Here is a 17,394-nt window from a genome sequence, read left to right as displayed (position 1 = left end):
TGAATCATGACGGTTGATCAAGAACAAAGCATGACGTCGCACCTAGACGAACTGCGTAAGCGGATTGTCTGGTCGCTCCTCATCGTCGTCGTCCTGTTCGCTGTCGCATTTCCGCTCGTCCGACCGCTCGTCCGTTTTCTGCAAGCGGACTTAAAAGAGCTCGGTATCGGATTAAATGCCTTCAACGTCGCCGATCCTTTAATGTTGTATTTGAATCTTGCGTTCATCATCGCGCTGATTTTAGCGTCACCGTTCTGGATGTATCAACTGTGGGCATTCGTCCGACCAGGGCTTTATGAAAAGGAACAAAAAGCAACACTGACATATATTCCAGTCATCTTCTTTCTATTTTTGGCTGGTGTAGCCTTCTCGTATTTCTGGTTGCTTCCTTTCTTGCTCGAAGTCTCAACGGATCTCGGGAAAGAATTGGGGATCGAGCAAGTCATCGGGGTCGAAAACTACTTCAGTTTCTTGATCCGGTTGACGATGCCGTTTGGTCTTCTCTTCCAATTGCCGGTCGTGACGATGTTCCTGACACGTCTTGGTCTTGTGACGCCATATTTCATGCGAAAGAATCGGAAATATGCGTATTTCGCGCTGTTCGTCGTTGCGGCATTGATCGCACCGCCGGACGTGACGTCACACTTGATGATCTCAGTGCCGTTGTTCGTTCTCTATGAAATCAGTATCTTGATTTCTGCGCGGACGTATAAAAAGGTCTTGATCCTCGAGCAACAGGCAGAGCTTGAACGACAGGCGGATTTGATGCGTGAATTGAATAAATGAATCGTGAATTCCTTCCAGCAATTTCGGGAGGAATTCTTTTTTATGAAAGCGTTATGTTTATATTGATAAAGCAGTTAGCGATGCGTATACTAAAGATAATTCATGGGGGCTTAGCTCAGCTGGGAGAGCGTTTGGCTGGCAGCCAAAAGGTCGTCGGTTCGATCCCGATAGTCTCCACCAAGTGCATACGTTCAACTCCTCGAGTGCTCGAGGAGTTTTTTTATGTTCCCAGTTAAATTCCTTCCAAATATAAAATGTCACCAAAAAGAAATAAATTAAAAAAATAGACAAATATAAATTGTTTATTTCCATTAACTTCATTAAACTAAAAATACAGAATTTTCTTTAAACTGTTTTATTAGTATTACTACTATGGTTTTACAGAAAAGGGGAAACGAACGCATGAAGAAGAAGATTGCACTTATGGCAGCCGTCTTAATGACGTCTTCCAATCTAGTCAGTGCGCAAGGTGCACTGTCCTCGCAAGACAAAGAGACGGGTCAAAAACCGCAGGCGCTCTCACTGAAGAAATCGGGGCAAGAAAAGAACTACAAACAATCGGATAAAGTCCGAGTCGTCATTGAGATGGAACAAAAACCGGCGATTCAAATCGCCCAAGCTCAAAACAAGCGGTATAGCACATTGAGTAATGCCGAAAAGGAATCGATCAAGGATCGACTCGTCAGCGTCCAAAAATCAGTCAAGTCAGCTATCGCTAAAAAGGCGATTCCTGTTACATATAAAGAAAGCTTCACAACCGTCATCAACGGATTCAGTGGTGAAGTGAAGTTCGGTGACATCGAAGATATCAAACAACTCGACGGAGTCAAAAGTGTACATATCGCGCACGAATATGCGCGCCCAACCGTCGATAAAGGTGCCAAGCCAGACATGCTGTACAGCAAGGACATGGTCAATGCGAAGGAAACGTGGCAGGACTATGGCTTCAAAGGGGAAGGAACCGTCGTCGCGGTCATCGATACGGGGATTGATCCATCGCACAAGGACATGGTCTTGAGTCCAGAGACAAAGGTGGATTTAACCTCTTCGAAGGTCGAGAGTGCGAAAGAAACAAAAGGCTTAAAAGGAAAGTACTTCACGGAAAAAGTACCGTACGGCTATAACTATGCCGATCACGACAGCGAAATCCGTGACTTAGGTGCGGGGGCATCGATGCACGGGATGCACGTCGCAGGTACGGTCGGAGCAAACGGGGATGAAGCGAACGGCGGCATTAAAGGGGTCGCTCCAGAAACACAGCTCCTTGCGATGAAGGTCTTCGGTAACGATCCAGGGATGCCATCGACATTTAGTGATATCTACATCAAAGCAATCGATGATGCCATCGCACTTGGAGCGGACGTCATCAACATGAGCCTGGGTTCGACGGCATCGTTCGTCAATGCAGATGATCCGGAGCAACGCGCGATCGTCAACGCGATGAACAACGGTATCTTGTGTGCGATCTCTGCTGGTAACTCGGCGTTTGCAGGTCATGGTGCGGGTAATCCATATACAGCAAACCCGGATATCGGTGTCGTTGGTGCACCAGGATTGACGAGCCAGGCGCTCCAAGTCGCGTCACTCGAAAATACGAAATTGACGCTTGAAGGCATGGCGCTGACGATCGACGGTCAGGATGCCGGTTATTTGGCATACCAAAAACAAGATTCGCCGAATCCGATTGCCGTCTTCGATAAAGAGAAGAAGGATGTCGTGTATGTCGGTGACGGTCAAGCTTCGAACTATGAAGGTAAAGACGTCAAAGGGAAAGTCGTCTTCGTCGTGCGGACAGGTGATTTTAACTACAGCATGATTCAAGCAGAAGCTGAGAAGCAAGGCGCAGCAGGTGTCATCGTCCGTGGTAAAGTCGATCATGGGGATTACGTCAGCATGGCGCTCAACAATCCGACGATTCCACTCGTGACGCTTAGCATCGCGGACGGGAATGATCTCGAAGCAAAAGCAAAAGAAGGCAAGGCAATCGCAGTGACATTTGACGGAAAAGCGGTCTCAACCGATAACCCGGTCGCAGGACAAATGTCTGACTTCACGTCATGGGGTGTCACGCCAAGCCTTGACTTCAAGCCGGAAATCACGGCACCAGGTGGGAAAATCTATTCGACGCTTAATGATAACGAGTATGGCGTCATGAGCGGTACATCGATGGCAGCACCACACGTCGCTGGTGGAACAGCACTCGTCATGCAACGGATTGCGAAGGACTTCAAAGTCACTGGTGCAACACGCGTTAAACTCGCCAAAAACATCTTGATGAATACATCGCGTCCGCAACTCGATCAAGGAAAATACAACGCACAATTGAAAACAGGCAACTTCTACTCCCCACGTCGTGAGGGAGCTGGACTGATGGATCTTCGTGCTGCGATGAAGACACCAGTCGTCATCACAGAGACAAAGTCAGGTGAAGGCAAGGCATCCTTGAAGGAAGTCGGCGAGAAGTTCACATTCACGCTTGATTTAAAAAACTACAGCAATGAAAAAGTGACGTATAAGCTAGCGGGAACGGTTCAATCAGATCTCGGTGCAAAAGGATCGAACTTCCTTGAAGCAAATGGAATCTTCAAAAAAGGAACGATCGGTACGGTAGATGCCAACACAGGCACATACCCGATCTCATTTGCAGTCGGCTCGAAGAAAGCGAGTTCAGTCTCGATTAATCCGAAGAGCTCAACGAAAGTCAGCGTGTCAGTCGATTTGAAGAACACAACTGACTGGGCGAACGAGCTTCCGCTTGAACAAGTCTTTAAAAACGGCTACTTCGTCGAAGGATTCGTCCGTCTGATCGATACGAAGAGCAAAAATCCAGAACTGACAGTTCCTTATGTTGGATTCAAAGGAAAATGGGATCAAGCTCCGATTTTAGATGCACCATTGTACGATAAAAACAACACGTTCTACGGATTGACAGGTCTAGCGACTGAAGTGAAGGATGATTTCGAATTCCTTGGTACGAATGCCGCTGGAAAAGTTGTCGCGAACAAAGTCTCGTTCTCACCGAACAACGACGGTAGCGCAGATGAAGCTTTCCCGATCATCTCATTCCTTCGCAATGCGAAAAAAGTCGAGTATTCGATTCTTGACCGGAATAAAACAACACTTCAGAAGCTTGATATGCAAACGGACGTCGTCAAGAACTACTATGATAGCGGTTCAGAGGACGGCTACACACCAGTCACAAGCGCTGCTTGGGACGGAACGATCAACGGGAAACCGGTCAAAGATGGTCTTTACTACTACAAAGTCAAATCGGTGATCGATTATCCGAACGCAAAATGGCAGACGAATCTCTTCCCAGTCTATGTCGATACGAAAAAGCCAGCAGCTACTGTGAAATGGGATGCTGCGAAATCAACACTTTCATGGACAGCAGGCGACCAAGGAACAGGAGTTGCGTCATACGATATCCTCGTCAATGGCAAAAGTGTCTTAAAGCAACCACTTGCCGCAACAGAAAAAGCGTACACGTTGACGGATCTGCCGGAGCGCGCGAAGATTGCCTTCGTCGTCAAAGACTATGCTGGAAACAGTGTGAAAAAAGACGTCAACACGACAGGCGTCGATAAAGCCGTACCAAATGTTCAAATCGATACACCGGTCGCTCTTGGTCTTGCAACATCAAAAGTCATCAACATTGCGGGTCATGTCTCTGATGAGTCAGGTATCAAATCGTTTAAGATCAACGGCAAAGCCGTTAAACTACGTTTTGATGCTGCCCAACAAAACTATGCGTTCAGCCATGACGTGACGTACACGACGGATGGCGTCAAGTTATTCAAGGTCGAAGCATACGATGGAAAAGGGAATCGTGTGGCGTTCAACCGTCAAGTCATCATCGACACAGAATTACCAACGATTCGCGTCACAGCACCAAAAACCGTCTCAAGTAAAACAAAAACAGCTGAGATGAAGATCGTACTTCGCGATAACTACAGCGAATTACGCTTCGACTTCAATGGTAGCGCGGAATACCGCCGGACGTTCAAAGAACCGTACGTCATGAAAGCCTTCAAAAAGACGATCACGAAAAAAGTGACGCTCAAAAAAGGAAAAAACACGTACAACTTGAAACTGAAGGATCTGGGTGGACACGTCGTTACGAAAACAGTCGTCATCACGAAAAAATAAGTTAACAATGAATAAGCCAGGCGGAAATCCGTCTGGCTTTTCGTTGTGTGTCGAAGCGCCTTGAAGGGTTTATGAGACGAGTGGAGGGGGAAATTTAAGAGCAGAAACAATTAGAGGGGGAACGACCATGAATCCGTTTACGACATTAATCGCCTTCATCGTGGGGTGTCTCGTCTTATATCTCGGTATCCGTGACAAAAATGGCTGGCTAATCGGTGTCGCGTTGATACCGCTCGCGATCGTTGCTTATAGTGTCATCTATCTGATCATCCAGGTCAGTGCATAGTCTCTAATGAAAGATGTCTTGTCCGAAGCGACAAGACATCTTTTTTTTGAAAAATCGCACTACAGGTGAAACCGATACAGTAAAATGTAAGTATATGACAGTATAGAGAGGTGGGAGATCATGGAACACGTACATACACAAACGGAAGCATTAGCGACGTTATACGAAGAGATGCACCAAAAGACAAAGACCGGCATGTGGGTCATGCTTGCGGCATTCTTAGCACTCAGTAACACACTTGAGATGCCAGTTTATGCGATGATCGTCCCATTATTGTATTTTGGCTATGACATGCTCGTACAACGCAAGCGGTTCGCGCTTGTCGCGGAATATACATCAAAGGCATCAGCAAAACGGCTCTATCAGGTGCATGTCTTGATCGGGATCTTACAATACGGAGCGCTTGCCGGTTTGATTGTCTGGGCAGCCGATCGCCCGCACATGTCCTTCTTGATCGGACTCGTCATCGTCGTCATCCCGTTCTACTGGATTTGTCGAAAAACGCTAGAGTTCGTCTCACGAAAGATCGATCCAACGTATGTGACGGAAAAAGAAATTCATCAAGCTCGCTAAAGGAGAAGGTACTATGCAAACGGCTCGTGAAGAACGCCTACAAAAACTTGCCCTCGCGTACCGGGACGTCGAATGGCTCGGTACACGCTGGTATTGGAACATGTTTCTATTCATAACAGTCGGTATCTTAATTGAATGGACGGATCTCCCGCTGTTGATTTTGACGATTCCAGCCGTTTTTCTCGCCTCCGATTTTCGCTACCAACTAAAAAAACGAAAAATTTTAGACGGCTACATCTCAAAAGCGCAGGTCCGTCGCCAATTTTTACTCCGCATTGGTAGTCACGTCCTGCTGTACGCCGTCTTGACGGTCGTCATCACCCAGACGATCGAGAGACCGTTCTGGCAGATGCTTCTAGCAATTTTTGCGATTTTAACACCACTTTATTTCATCAGCGAATGGATCATCCGACGTGACGGAGCGCGCGATCCCGATTATATCAGTGACGTTGAGGTAGCCCGCTTCGTCAGACAGAAAGGAACATCGCAATGGAACACCTATTCGAGCGACAAGCACGTCTGAACCTATTGGTACGTCCTGTGCGTTCCGTCGCCTATTTCTTTTTGGTCCCTGGATTGATTTTTGCGGTACCTGCTTGGTTTATGCCGACAATTACATCCGTCTTTCTTCAGATCATGCTCTTTTGTCTTTGCGCGACAGCAGTCTCTCGAGAAATTGTCCGTCTACGGCTCATGAAGTCATATTTAACACCAACTATGTATCAACAAACCGTTCAAAAGGTCGCTCGTCTGACAATCATCGGGTATGTCGTTGCATGGCTGATCGCCGTCGTCATGCTGTCGATTCCAAGTGCTCCTGGTTATTTATTCGTCGTCTTCCTCATTTGGATTGGTGGGTTTAGTCTTGGTGTCACTCGAATGAATCGGTTAGCCAAACAAATCGATCCAGCCTACGTCTCGATGGGGGAAATCGAACGTGCGTGGTGGAAACGGTAAAGCAAAAAATCCGCATCAATCAGCGAAAGACGCTGTTTGATGCGGATTTTTGATTATTTCTTCAACAAGAGATAGATAAAATAAGGTGCTCCGATCAAGGCGACGACGATCCCAGCTGGCACGCCGTCCGGTCCCGCAATGTTGCGTCCGATCGTATCAGCGAATGCAAGCAACCATCCGCCGAGCAAGAGGGCAATCGGCAAGAAGAACTGATGCCGTGGTCCAACGAGCGCGCGGGCGATATGTGGCGCCATCAGACCGATGAAGGAAATCCCACCCGTGACGGAGACGGCAGCAGCGGCAAGTGCGACGGCTGTCAACAAGAGTTGGATCCGTTCTTTTTCAAGCGCGACGCCAACACCGATTGCGACTGGTTCATTCAAGGCAAGGAGATTGAGTTTATTCGCCTTATAGAACGTTAGCGGAATCAAGACGAGTAACCACGGTAAGAGTGAGTAGACGAAGATCCAGTCCGTCCCCCAGATGTTACCAGCGAGCCACTTAGCGATGAAGTCGACCTTTTCACGACGCGTCGACGAAATCAGAATGACCATGATTCCGGAGAGCGCCATCGAGAAGCCAACACCAGTCAAAATCAAGCGAATCGGTTGCAGTCCTTGCACACGGTCGTATGAGAATAGATAAATCGCCGTCGCGGTCACGAGTGCACCGAGAAAGGCAGCGATCGGTAACAGATAAATGAATGATCCGACATCGACCGGGAAGTACAGGAAAAACAAGGCGACGGCGACACCAGCTCCGGTATTGATGCCGATGATACCAGGATCAGCGAGTTCATTGCGCGTGATCCCTTGGAGGATCGAACCGGATAAAGCGAGTGCCATTCCTGCCATGACGGTGATGAGCAGTCGTGGTAAGCGGAGCGAATAGAGGACGAACTCCTCTTTGAACGAGCCGTTTCCAAGTAACGTCGGCAACAAACGATCATAGGATAGGGAAGCAGGTCCGAGACCGATGCTGACGACGAGTGTTGCGATCAATAGTGCCAGTAACGTCCAAAACGTCAGTTGCTGGCGACGACGTAAACGAGATTCCATCATGAGAAAGCACGCCCTCCTTTCCGAACGATCAAGAGGAAGAATGGTAGTCCGAGCATTGAGACGATCGCGATGACCGGAGTCTCGTAGGGAGCATACAATGTCCGACCGATTGTATCGGCAAGTAACATGAACGTCGCACCAAAGATCGCGGTCATTGGCAGGATGAACCGATAGTCCGTCCCGACGATCGCGCGGACGATATGTGGAATCATCAGCCCGATGAACGCCATGTTACCGACGAGTGCAACAGCAGCACCTGCAAGCAGAATGACGACAACATAAAGTACTGCTTTGATCCGCTGGATGTTTTGCCCGAGTCCGAGCGCGACTTCTTCCGATAGACTGAGAATCGTCAATTGTCGGGAGAAGATGAAGGCAATCACAATCCCGATCGCGATGACCGGAGTGATGACTTGCAGTTGTCCCCATGTCGACCCGACGAGTCCACCGGACGTCCATTGTGAGACATCTTGAGCGATCTTGAAGTAGATGCCGATGCCTTCCGCAATCGCATACAGAAAGGCTGAGATTGCAGAACCGGCAAGGACGATCCGGAGTGGCGAAAAACCACCTTTTTTCGAAGCACCGATTCCAAAGACAAGTGCTGCCCCAAGTGCTGCTCCGAAGAAACAAGCAATCATGATACCGAAGTACTCAATTTTCGGGAACAGGACGATGACGAGTGCAAGTGCTGCGTTCGCACCCGCCGTCAGACCGAGCAGACCAGGATCGGCGAGGGGATTGCGTGTCATCGCCTGCATGATGGCACCAGAGACACCGAGTGCCGCTCCGACGAGGATTGCTGCTAATTCCCGTGGCAGGCGGATTTCCTGGACAATTTTTGCTTTTTCATTCAACGGTCCGAACGTCAAGGCGTTCCAGACTTCGCGGATCGTCGTATCGGCAGCGCCGAACGTCATCGCGATCCAGAACATCCCGAAAAAGAGGACAAGACCGAGTGTGATTTTTATGCCGAACGGAATTCGACCAGCTGACATGAATGTCGCCTCCATTTCTGATTCAGGGAGTGAGCCGCAAAAAAAGGAAGGGATCCCGCAGGTTCCCTCCCTTTTTTATTATGCACCAAGGAAACTTTTCTTGAAGAACTCGAGTTGACGTTCGAGTGTGAGAGGATCATTGAAGTAGAACTCCTTCGAATCGACTTCGAAGACATGATCGTTTTTGACGGCTGGAATGTTTTTAAACGTATCCGTTTTCGTGAATGAGTTGTCCGCTTCTGCGCTCTTGCTGAAGACGAGGTAGTCGCCTGCATATTCAGGGAGGACTTCTGGTGACAACGCATAGTAACCATCTTTTAATGCCATCTTCGTGACTTTATCCGGCATTTTTAATTTCATTTCTTGATAGAGAATCTCTGTTCCACGACCCCAGTTGTTGCCGAAGACGTAGAGTTGTTTATCGAAACTTTCGATGACAGAAACAGTAGCATCTTCACCGATTTTTGCTTTGATGTCTTTACCGGCAGCAGCGGCACGTGTTTTGAAGTCTTTGACCCAATCGCGTGCTTCCTGTTCTTTGTTGAGCAATTTACCGATTTCGATATGTTGCGTCAAGTAGTCGACTTTTCCGTATGTGTACGTGACCGTCGGAGCGATTTTTTTGATTTTGTCGAGGTTTTTCGTTGTCGAGTAGCCGATGATCAAGTCAGGATCGAGTTCGATGATTTTTTCAACGTTCTCTTCCGAAACTTCCGTGACATCTTTTAGTTTATCGAACTTCGGATTCGCTTTTGACCACGAATCAACACCAACGACAGGAACGCCGAGTGCCATGACGTTGCCGGCAAAACCAGCGAGGACCACGACTCGTTTTGGATGAGCTGGAACTTTAATGTTTCCATTTTCTGATTTATATGTGATCGTTTCGTTTTTCGAACCAGATGTTGCGTCGTCTTTTTTCTCTGTATTGCCACACGCTGCGATGACGAGCGTGAGAATGAGTAGAACCGGTACAAGTAGTTTCTTCATGATTTAATCTCCCTTGATTAAGTTGTAGGTGATACACATCGGCTTGTTCGTCCGCGGATCGCGTCCGATTTCAGCATCGATATGGAATACTTCTTGTAAGACATCTTTTGCGATGACTTCCTCACACGTTCCGGCTTTGACGACTTCGCCGTTTTTCATGGCGATAATATAGTCGGCGAAGCGTGCCGCTTGATTCAAGTCATGCAGGACCATGACGATCGTCCGTCCTTCGGTCCGGTTGAGATATTCGAGCAGTTCGAGCACCTCGAGTTGGTGGGCGAGATCAAGATAAGTCGTCGGTTCATCGAGAAAGATGATATCTGTCTCTTGAGCGAGTGCCATCGCAATCCAGACCCGTTGACGTTGACCACCGGACAGCGCATCGACCGGACGATGTTTGAACGCCATCGTGTCCGTTGCTTCGAGTGCCCAATCGATGATCTCATAATCGTGTTTCGTCAAGCGTCCGAATCCTTTTTGATAAGGAAAACGACCGTATGAGACGAGCTCTGCGACCGTTAGACCGCTTGCACTTTCCGGAGTTTGTGGCAGGATAGCCATCTTCCGAGCAAGCAGCTTCGTGCTTTCCTTCGCGATATCAAGACCATCGAGCAACGCACGTCCCGATTGATGGGGAATGATCCGTGTCATCGCTTTCAGCAAAGTTGATTTGCCGCATCCGTTCGCGCCAATGATCGTTGTGATTTGACGATCGGGAATTTGGACGGACAAGTCTTTGACGATGGGACGATCACCGTAGCCGATATTGATTTCTTCTGTTGCTAGACGTACCATACGCGACGACTCCTTCGTTGTTCTCTCCATTTTTCAATGATAATGATTATCACTATCGTCTCATTAACCATACCAGTCTCATAAAAACGCTGTCAACATTTTTTCTTGTGTTCAAGAGATGTTCACGTTATCATGAGAGAGTGAGAATGATAATCAATAACAATCAAGGATGAGGAGTGAGTGAGATGAGGGAACAGGAGTTGTTCGACGTAACGATCATCGGTGGAGGACCAGCAGGGTTATATTCGACGTTCTATAGTGGTCTTCGAGGCATGAAGACGAAATTGATCGAGTATCAAGCAGAACTCGGAGGAAAACTGCACGTCTATCCGGAAAAGATGATCTGGGACGTCGGTGGACAGCCGCCGATCACTGGTGAAAAACTCATGGCTCAACTCGTCGAACAAGGACTGACATTTCAACCGACTGTTCAATTGAATGAAAAGATCATCTCGATCGCAAAAGACGTCTTCGGTAACTTCGTCTTAGAAGCGGAATCGGGGCAGATTCATTATTCGAAGACGGTCATCGTCGCGGTCGGCGGTGGCATCCTCAATCCACAAAAATTAAAAGTCGAAGGCGCGGAACGTTTCGAAGTGTCAAACTTGAACTATACGGTTAAATCGATTGAACGCTTTAAAGGAAAGACCGTCATCGTCTCAGGTGGTGGGAACTCGGCGATCGATTGGGCAAACGAACTCGAACCGGTCGCGAAAAAGGTCTACGTCACGTATCGGCGAGATTGTTTTTCAGGGCACGAGGCGCAAGTTGATCAACTCGTCAAAAGTTCGGCGGTCTGCCTCCTCAATACGACGATTCACAAATTAATCGCCAGTCCCGATCACCAACGGATCGCGTCGGTTGAATTGATCGACTGTCAAACAGATGAGGTCGTCGAGATTCCAATTGATGAAGTCATCATTAATCATGGGTATGAACAAGATGCGGCGCTACTTGACGCGTGTGACCTCGATATTGCACGGGTCGATGACTTCTACATCGCCGGGAATGCCGCGAGTGAATCGAGTGTACCGGGACTATATGCAGCAGGAGATATTCTTTCGCACGACGGGAAGGTCCATTTGATCTCGGGTGCGTTCCAAGATGCGGCAAACGCCGTCAACCGGGCGAAACGCTTCATTGAGCCGGAAGCGCCAAAAGTGGCGATGGTGTCGTCACACAATGAGGTCTTCAAAAAACGCAATCGTGCGTTGATTGAGGAACGCGTTAATCAACAATCTTAAAAATTATGAAAACGTCCAAAATGCTTGGAAACAAGCGGATTTTGGACGTTTTTTCGTACAGAATTCGGTTTTGTACTATAACAGATGGATTTGACAATGTGCTGTATTTAGGACAAAATTCTATTTATGTTCCACTACATGTAGGATACAAGTAAGACGGATGTATAAGGAGGAAGCGTATGACAACTACGAAACGTAAGCCCATTGGCCTTGCCTGGCAGATTTTAATCGGCTTGATTCTCGGGATCACAGTCGGTGGTGTATTTTATGGGAATCCCCATGTCGCGGAGTGGCTCAAGCCAATCGGTGATATCTTTATCCGGATGATGAAAATGATCGTCGTCCCAATCGTCTTTACGACGATCGTCCTCGGTGTCTCATCGGTCGGTAGTCCGAAGAGTCTCGGACGTCTCGGCGTCAAAACACTGGGTTACTTCACGATCGTGACGATGATCGCCATCTTCACGGGGCTATTTGCAGCCAATCTGATTGAACCAGGTGCTGGCATTAATATGTCGACATTGGATAAAACGGATATCTCATCATATGTCGCAACGGAAGAGACGACAAAAGACGAAGGACTCGTCGAAAAAATCGTCAATATCGTACCGACGAACATTCTCGATGCGATGGTTCGCGGTGATATGCTCGCTATTATTTTCTTCTCAGTCTTATTCGGACTCGGTGTCGGTTTTGCAGGAGAGAAGGGTCAACCGGTCATTCGTTTCTTCGAAGGTGTCGCAGCAGCAATGTTCAATCTCGTCAACATCGTCATGAAGTTCGCACCAATCGGTGTCTTCGCCTTGATTGGTGTGACGGTCTCGACGTTCGGGATTGACTCGCTTGGTTCGTTATTCAAGCTCATCGCGACATTGTATGTCACAGCGCTTCTCTTCATGATCATCGTCTTCGGCGGCATCATGAAGTGGGTTGGTGTTCGGGTCTCAGACTTCGTCCGCGTCTTCAAGGATGAATTGCTCTTGACGTATTCGACAGCCTCTTCAGAAACGGTTCTTCCACGGATCATGGAAAAACTCGAGAAGATGGGCGTGCCGAAATCAATCGTCAGCTTCGTCGTACCGACGGGTTATTCGTTTAACCTCGATGGATCAGCACTCTATCAAGCACTTGCTGCCTTGTTCATCGCACAGATGTACGGGATCGACCTCTCGATCGGGACACAGATTACACTCGTCTTCGTCTTGATGCTGACATCAAAAGGAATGGCTGCCGTTCCAGGCGTTTCCTTCGTTGTATTGCTCGCAACACTTGGTACGGTCGGTATCCCGGCAGAAGGACTTGCCTTCATCGCGGGGATTGACCGAATCATGGATATGATGCGTTCCGTCGTCAACGTTACAGGAAACACGCTCGCTTCACTCGTCATCGCGAAGTGGGAAGGTGTTCTTGATGAAGACCAACTCGATACGTTCATGTCGACAGAAAATAAGAAAGACGACATCCGCAGTGCGTGATTGTCGTAAGTATGGGGAAGGACTGAATCGTCAGTCCTTTCTTTTTTTGTCTCTGAAAATAGATTAAACTCGATTGTTTTTAAAGAAAACCTCTTATTTTTGATTATAGTTAAAATTATATTGAATATTATTTATTTTATAGTTAATATTATTTATATAATCACAGGGGAGAGGCGATAGGATGGAAACGGTAGGAATCGTCATTGGTATTGTCACAGTCTGTATCGTACAATTTTACTTAGCGCGGCGCAGAAGAGTCTTTAGTTTCATCATTCCAGCGATCATTATTGGTCTCGGAATTTACTGGTATTTCGGAACAGGACCACACACGTCGGATCGTGAGTCATTGATCCGAATCGGTACATGTGTTGGATTGTCTATGATGATCTCAATGGCTGAGATGGGTGTCGACTCGCGCCGTAAGCAATTGCAGCGTGAAAAAGAGCGGATGGAGATTCAAGATTTGTAAGAGAAAAGTGAGGGAATACGATGGAACGACAAGACGTGCCCGCTTGGGTACTGGCACTCGAACAGGAGCATCTCGAGTTCATCCGGAAGTTCGTCTTGAGCTCCGGTTCGTTGAAGGATATGGCAGCTGCCTATCAAGTATCCTATCCGACTGTCCGGGCGAAGTTGAACCAGTTGATTGAGCGGATTGATTCGGTGCAACAGGAAGATGTCGAATTCATCAATATGATCAAGAACTTGGTCTTAGATGAACGGTTGAGTCTTGATGTGGCGAAAACTATCATCGATTCTTACCGCAAGGGTCAAGCGAAAGAATAAGCCAAAAAACGAGATTCCCGCCTGACGGAAATCTCGTTTTTTTATTGTTTATCGTTCTTTTTATCCTGTTCCTTCTTGATCATCTTCTTTGCTGCTGAGCGGAAGCGGAAGATCAAGTAAAGACGATAGAAGTCGATTGCGGCGAACAAGGTCAGGAGGATCGTCCAGAAGTTGAAGACCGTTCCTGCCTCGACTGAGTTGTTGTAGGCAAGAAACATGAAAAGAACACCAAAGATGGCATAGAACAATGCCATGAAGTTCGAGCTTTGACGCATGAAAACACGACCTTTCGTAAATTAAGACATCGCGTAGATGGCGAGTACGACGATTCCGTTGTTAAAGACATGAATGGCGATCGGAGCAAGAATCCGGCGCGTCTTGACGAAGACGAGTGAGAAGACGAAACTCATCGCGACATAGATTAAAAATTTGTTGTCTTGGTGGATCAGGGCAAATAAGCCACCCGTCAGGATGAAGCTAAAGAAGAAACCGAGCTTCGATGAGAGATTGCCGAACATGATGTGCCGGAACAAGAACTCTTCCATGATCGGTCCAAGCAAGACGACCATGACTTGCAGGAGCGGGATGACTTGAATCGCTTGAATGATTTGATCCGTATTTTGCGATTTCGCGACATTTTCGATCCCGCCTGCCATCCAGGCATCGATCAAATTGACGCTGATCAAGAGTGCATACAAAAGCGCAATCCCGATCCCGATCCATTTTAGTGTATCCATCGGATCGGTTTGACGTCCTTCTGCCTTCCATTTCTGCCAATCAGGACGCAGACAGTAGTAGGAGACGATGACGGCGACCGTGAAGCCGATCGCGAGCCACCAACCGGCGACGTCAGCAATGACGTTCTTCGGAAGGAAATACTGGAACGAACCCGGAACCAATTGGACGATCAGATAGATGATGATCGGGATGACGTGACGCTTTTGCCACTTCTCCGCCATCAGAAAAGGCAGACTGATTGGATTTTTCATCGTACAGGACACAACTCCTTTGTAATGAAGGTACTGTCCCGATTGTAACAAACAAACGGTCTTGGCGCACGATTGACGATGATTCAAAGGTGTCGATTTCGGGAAAACGGATAAAGGTTCAGGCTTGAATTCAGGAGAGAAAGCGTATAAGATAAAAATATGTTAGCACTCAACGAAAGTGAGTGCTAAAAACAATCATTTTCAAGGAGGATGTTTCGCATGTTAAAACCACTTGGTGATCGCATCGTGATCGAAGTCGTTAAAAAAGAAGAAACAACACTCGGAGGAATCGTTCTTCCTGGGTCAGCGAAAGAAAAACCACAAGAGGGTAAAGTCGTCGCTGTCGGTACTGGCCGTGTAACAGAGCAAGGCGTACGTGTACCACTTGAAGTGAGTGTCGGAGATCACGTCATCTATGCACAATATGCCGGTTCGGAAGTCAAAGTCGACGGCAATGAATACTTAATTTTACGCGAAAGCGATATTTTGGCAGTAGCCGAGTAATTCAGTCAATCATCTATAAGGGGGATTTCAGTCATGGCAAAAGAGATTTTATTCAGTGAAGAAGCACGTCGGGCAATGCTCCGCGGGGTCGACGCATTAGCGGATGCAGTTAAAGTCACGATCGGACCAAAAGGACGCAACGTCGTCCTCGAGCGAAAGTTCGGTTCACCACTCATCACGAATGATGGCGTGACGATCGCGAAAGAAATCGAACTCGAAGATCACTTCGAGAACATGGGTGCAAAACTCGTCGCAGAAGTTGCCTCAAAAACGAATGAAATCGCAGGGGATGGTACGACAACAGCGACAGTCCTCGCACAAGCGATGATTCGTGAAGGTCTTAAAAACGTCACAGCGGGCGCAAACCCGATGGTCATCCGTAAAGGAATCGAAAAAGCAGTCCGTCGTGCTGTCGAAGAGTTGCACACGATTGCAAAACCAATTGAAGGTAAAGAAGCGATCGCCCAAGTCGCAGCGATCTCAGCAGCGGACGAAGAAGTTGGTCAATTGATCGCAGAAGCAATGGAACGTGTCGGTCAAGATGGTGTCATCACGATCGAAGAATCACGTGGCTTCACGACAGAACTCGACGTCGTTGAAGGAATGCAGTTCGACCGTGGTTACGCGTCACCATACATGATCACGGATTCAGACAAGATGGAAGCGGTCCTTGAGAACCCGTACATCCTTGTCACGGACAAAAAAATCTCGAACATCCAAGAGATTCTTCCAGTCCTCGAGCAAGTCGTTCAACAAAACAAACCACTCCTCATCATCGCAGAAGACGTCGAAGGCGAAGCACTTGCGACACTCGTCGTCAATAAACTCCGTGGTACGTTCAACGCGGTAGCAGTCAAAGCACCAGGCTTTGGTGATCGCCGGAAAGCGATGCTTGAGGACATCTCGATCGTCACAGGCGCAGAATTGATTACAGAAGACCTCGGTCTTGATCTGAAAGAAACACAAATCACGCAACTCGGTCGTGCGTCGAAAGTCGTCGTCTCAAAAGACAACACGACGATCGTCGAAGGTCACGGACACGGCGATTCAATCGAAGCACGTGTCGGGACGATCCGTGCACAAATCGAAGAGACGACAAGCGACTTCGATCGTGAGAAATTACAAGAGCGTCTGGCGAAACTCGCAGGTGGCGTAGCAGTCGTCAAAGTCGGAGCAGCAACCGAGACTGAGCTCAAAGAACGTAAGCTCCGGATCGAAGATGCACTCAACGCGACACGCGCAGCAGTCGAAGAAGGCATCGTAGCAGGTGGGGGAACAGCTCTCATTCACGTCACGAAAGCTGTCGAATCGATTCTGTCGGTCTCAACAGGCGACGAAGCAACAGGTGTCAACATCGTTCTTCGTGCACTTGAAGCACCACTTCGTCAAATTGCGGAAAACGCAGGTCAAGAAGGCTCAGTCATCGTCGAGCGTCTCAAGCATGAAGCACCAGGAATGGGCTATAATGCGGCAACGGACGAATATGTCGACATGATCGAGACAGGAATCGTCGACCCAGCGAAAGTAACGCGTTCAGCACTTCAAAACGCGGCATCCGTTTCAGCGATGTTCTTGACGACGGAAGCTGTCATCGCCGATAAACCAGAACCAGCTGGATCTGCTCCTGCAATGCCTGATATGGGCGGCATGGGTGGAATGGGCGGAATGATGTAAGACATTTCATCTAAAAGTACCGAATCCTAGTAAATAGGGTTCGGTACTTTTTGTTTGCGATAGTATACTTAATAGTTGAAAGAATTACATAAGCACCACTCATCAGTTTAGAAATACAGATAATGAA

Annotated in this window: 18 protein-coding genes and 1 tRNA gene; 13 read left to right on the top strand and 6 right to left on the bottom strand. The window is 47.8% G+C overall.

Going from position 1 to position 17,394, the window contains the following annotated elements; all coding sequences use genetic code 11:
- Positions 1-6: 6 nt before the first annotated feature.
- The 7 genes from tatC (at position 7) to B2U10_RS15405 (ending at position 6,751) form a co-directional block, all read left to right on the top strand.
- The gene (tatC, locus tag B2U10_RS15435; protein WP_035410816.1) at positions 7-786 is read left to right on the top strand and encodes a twin-arginine translocase subunit TatC; all 780 of its coding nucleotides are present in this window, start codon (positions 7-9) and stop codon (positions 784-786) included.
- A gap of 104 nt (positions 787-890) precedes the next feature.
- Positions 891-966, top strand: a tRNA-Ala gene (locus tag B2U10_RS15430).
- A 222-nt stretch (positions 967-1,188) separates the two neighbouring features.
- Positions 1,189-4,935: a S8 family serine peptidase gene (locus tag B2U10_RS15425; RefSeq protein ID WP_290788768.1), complete on the top strand. Its 3,747-nt coding sequence runs from the start codon at positions 1,189-1,191 to the stop codon at positions 4,933-4,935.
- Between the two features lie 127 nt (positions 4,936-5,062).
- Positions 5,063-5,221: a hypothetical protein gene (locus B2U10_RS15420; RefSeq protein WP_034801002.1), complete on the top strand. Its 159-nt coding sequence runs from the start codon at positions 5,063-5,065 to the stop codon at positions 5,219-5,221.
- Between the two features lie 120 nt (positions 5,222-5,341).
- Positions 5,342-5,794 carry a hypothetical protein gene (locus tag B2U10_RS15415; protein ID WP_290788765.1) on the top strand — a complete coding sequence of 151 codons (453 nt, stop codon included), beginning with the start codon at positions 5,342-5,344 and terminating at the stop codon, positions 5,792-5,794.
- Positions 5,795-5,807: 13 nt separating this feature from the next.
- A complete protein-coding gene (locus B2U10_RS15410) occupies positions 5,808-6,317 on the top strand; it encodes a hypothetical protein (RefSeq protein ID WP_290788762.1) in 510 nt (169 codons plus the stop codon).
- On the top strand, positions 6,284-6,751 hold the full coding sequence (locus B2U10_RS15405) for a hypothetical protein (RefSeq protein ID WP_290788759.1): 468 nt from the start codon (positions 6,284-6,286) through the stop codon (positions 6,749-6,751). The genes B2U10_RS15410 and B2U10_RS15405 overlap by 34 nt, the downstream gene beginning before the upstream one ends.
- A gap of 53 nt (positions 6,752-6,804) precedes the next feature.
- On the opposite strand, the gene B2U10_RS15400 is transcribed toward B2U10_RS15405, so the two are convergent.
- The 4 genes from B2U10_RS15400 to B2U10_RS15385 form a co-directional block, all read right to left on the bottom strand.
- Positions 6,805-7,809, bottom strand: a complete 1,005-nt coding sequence (locus B2U10_RS15400; RefSeq protein ID WP_290788792.1) for a FecCD family ABC transporter permease — start codon at positions 7,807-7,809, stop codon at positions 6,805-6,807.
- Positions 7,809-8,810 carry a FecCD family ABC transporter permease gene (locus tag B2U10_RS15395; RefSeq protein ID WP_035410802.1) on the bottom strand — a complete coding sequence of 334 codons (1,002 nt, stop codon included), beginning with the start codon at positions 8,808-8,810 and terminating at the stop codon, positions 7,809-7,811. Before B2U10_RS15395 ends, B2U10_RS15400 begins: the two co-directional genes overlap by 1 nt.
- 78 nt (positions 8,811-8,888) lie before the next feature.
- A complete protein-coding gene (locus B2U10_RS15390) occupies positions 8,889-9,800 on the bottom strand; it encodes an iron-hydroxamate ABC transporter substrate-binding protein (protein ID WP_290788757.1) in 912 nt (303 codons plus the stop codon).
- Between the two features lie 3 nt (positions 9,801-9,803).
- The gene (locus tag B2U10_RS15385) at positions 9,804-10,595 is read right to left on the bottom strand and encodes an ABC transporter ATP-binding protein (protein ID WP_214852023.1); all 792 of its coding nucleotides are present in this window, start codon (positions 10,593-10,595) and stop codon (positions 9,804-9,806) included.
- A 185-nt stretch (positions 10,596-10,780) separates the two neighbouring features.
- On the opposite strand from B2U10_RS15385, the gene B2U10_RS15380 reads away from it, so the two are divergent.
- The 4 genes from B2U10_RS15380 to B2U10_RS15365 all read left to right on the top strand — a co-directional run bounded on the left by B2U10_RS15380 (position 10,781) and on the right by B2U10_RS15365 (position 14,100).
- Complete coding sequence (locus B2U10_RS15380) at positions 10,781-11,839, top strand: NAD(P)/FAD-dependent oxidoreductase (protein ID WP_056064111.1); 1,059 nt, start codon at positions 10,781-10,783, stop codon at positions 11,837-11,839.
- A gap of 179 nt (positions 11,840-12,018) precedes the next feature.
- Positions 12,019-13,314 (top strand): cation:dicarboxylate symporter family transporter, encoded by a 1,296-nt coding sequence (locus B2U10_RS15375; RefSeq protein WP_035410792.1) that lies wholly within the window; start codon positions 12,019-12,021, stop codon positions 13,312-13,314.
- 181 nt (positions 13,315-13,495) lie between these two features.
- Positions 13,496-13,783: a hypothetical protein gene (locus B2U10_RS15370; protein WP_290788754.1), complete on the top strand. Its 288-nt coding sequence runs from the start codon at positions 13,496-13,498 to the stop codon at positions 13,781-13,783.
- Positions 13,784-13,803: 20 nt separating this feature from the next.
- The gene (locus B2U10_RS15365) at positions 13,804-14,100 is read left to right on the top strand and encodes a DUF2089 family protein (protein WP_214852030.1); all 297 of its coding nucleotides are present in this window, start codon (positions 13,804-13,806) and stop codon (positions 14,098-14,100) included.
- A 41-nt stretch (positions 14,101-14,141) separates the two neighbouring features.
- Here the strand turns inward: B2U10_RS15365 and B2U10_RS15360 are convergent, their stop codons facing one another.
- Positions 14,142-14,375 carry a DUF4305 domain-containing protein gene (locus B2U10_RS15360; RefSeq protein ID WP_214852032.1) on the bottom strand — a complete coding sequence of 78 codons (234 nt, stop codon included), beginning with the start codon at positions 14,373-14,375 and terminating at the stop codon, positions 14,142-14,144.
- Positions 14,376-14,396: 21 nt separating this feature from the next.
- A complete protein-coding gene (locus B2U10_RS15355) occupies positions 14,397-15,089 on the bottom strand; it encodes a CPBP family intramembrane glutamic endopeptidase (RefSeq protein ID WP_058713945.1) in 693 nt (230 codons plus the stop codon).
- Positions 15,090-15,308: 219 nt separating this feature from the next.
- Here B2U10_RS15355 and groES point away from each other — a divergent pair, with 219 nt between their 5' ends.
- Positions 15,309-15,593 (top strand): co-chaperone GroES, encoded by a 285-nt coding sequence (gene groES, locus B2U10_RS15350; RefSeq protein ID WP_023469587.1) that lies wholly within the window; start codon positions 15,309-15,311, stop codon positions 15,591-15,593.
- Positions 15,594-15,626: 33 nt separating this feature from the next.
- Positions 15,627-17,267 carry a chaperonin GroEL gene (groL, locus tag B2U10_RS15345; RefSeq protein ID WP_029342811.1) on the top strand — a complete coding sequence of 547 codons (1,641 nt, stop codon included), beginning with the start codon at positions 15,627-15,629 and terminating at the stop codon, positions 17,265-17,267.
- Positions 17,268-17,394 lie beyond the last annotated feature (127 nt).

This window comes from Exiguobacterium sp. UBA7533 (assembly GCF_002479335.1).
Lineage (GTDB): Bacteria > Bacillota > Bacilli > Exiguobacteriales > Exiguobacteriaceae > Exiguobacterium_A.
This window is presented reverse-complemented; position numbering and strand designations above follow the sequence as displayed.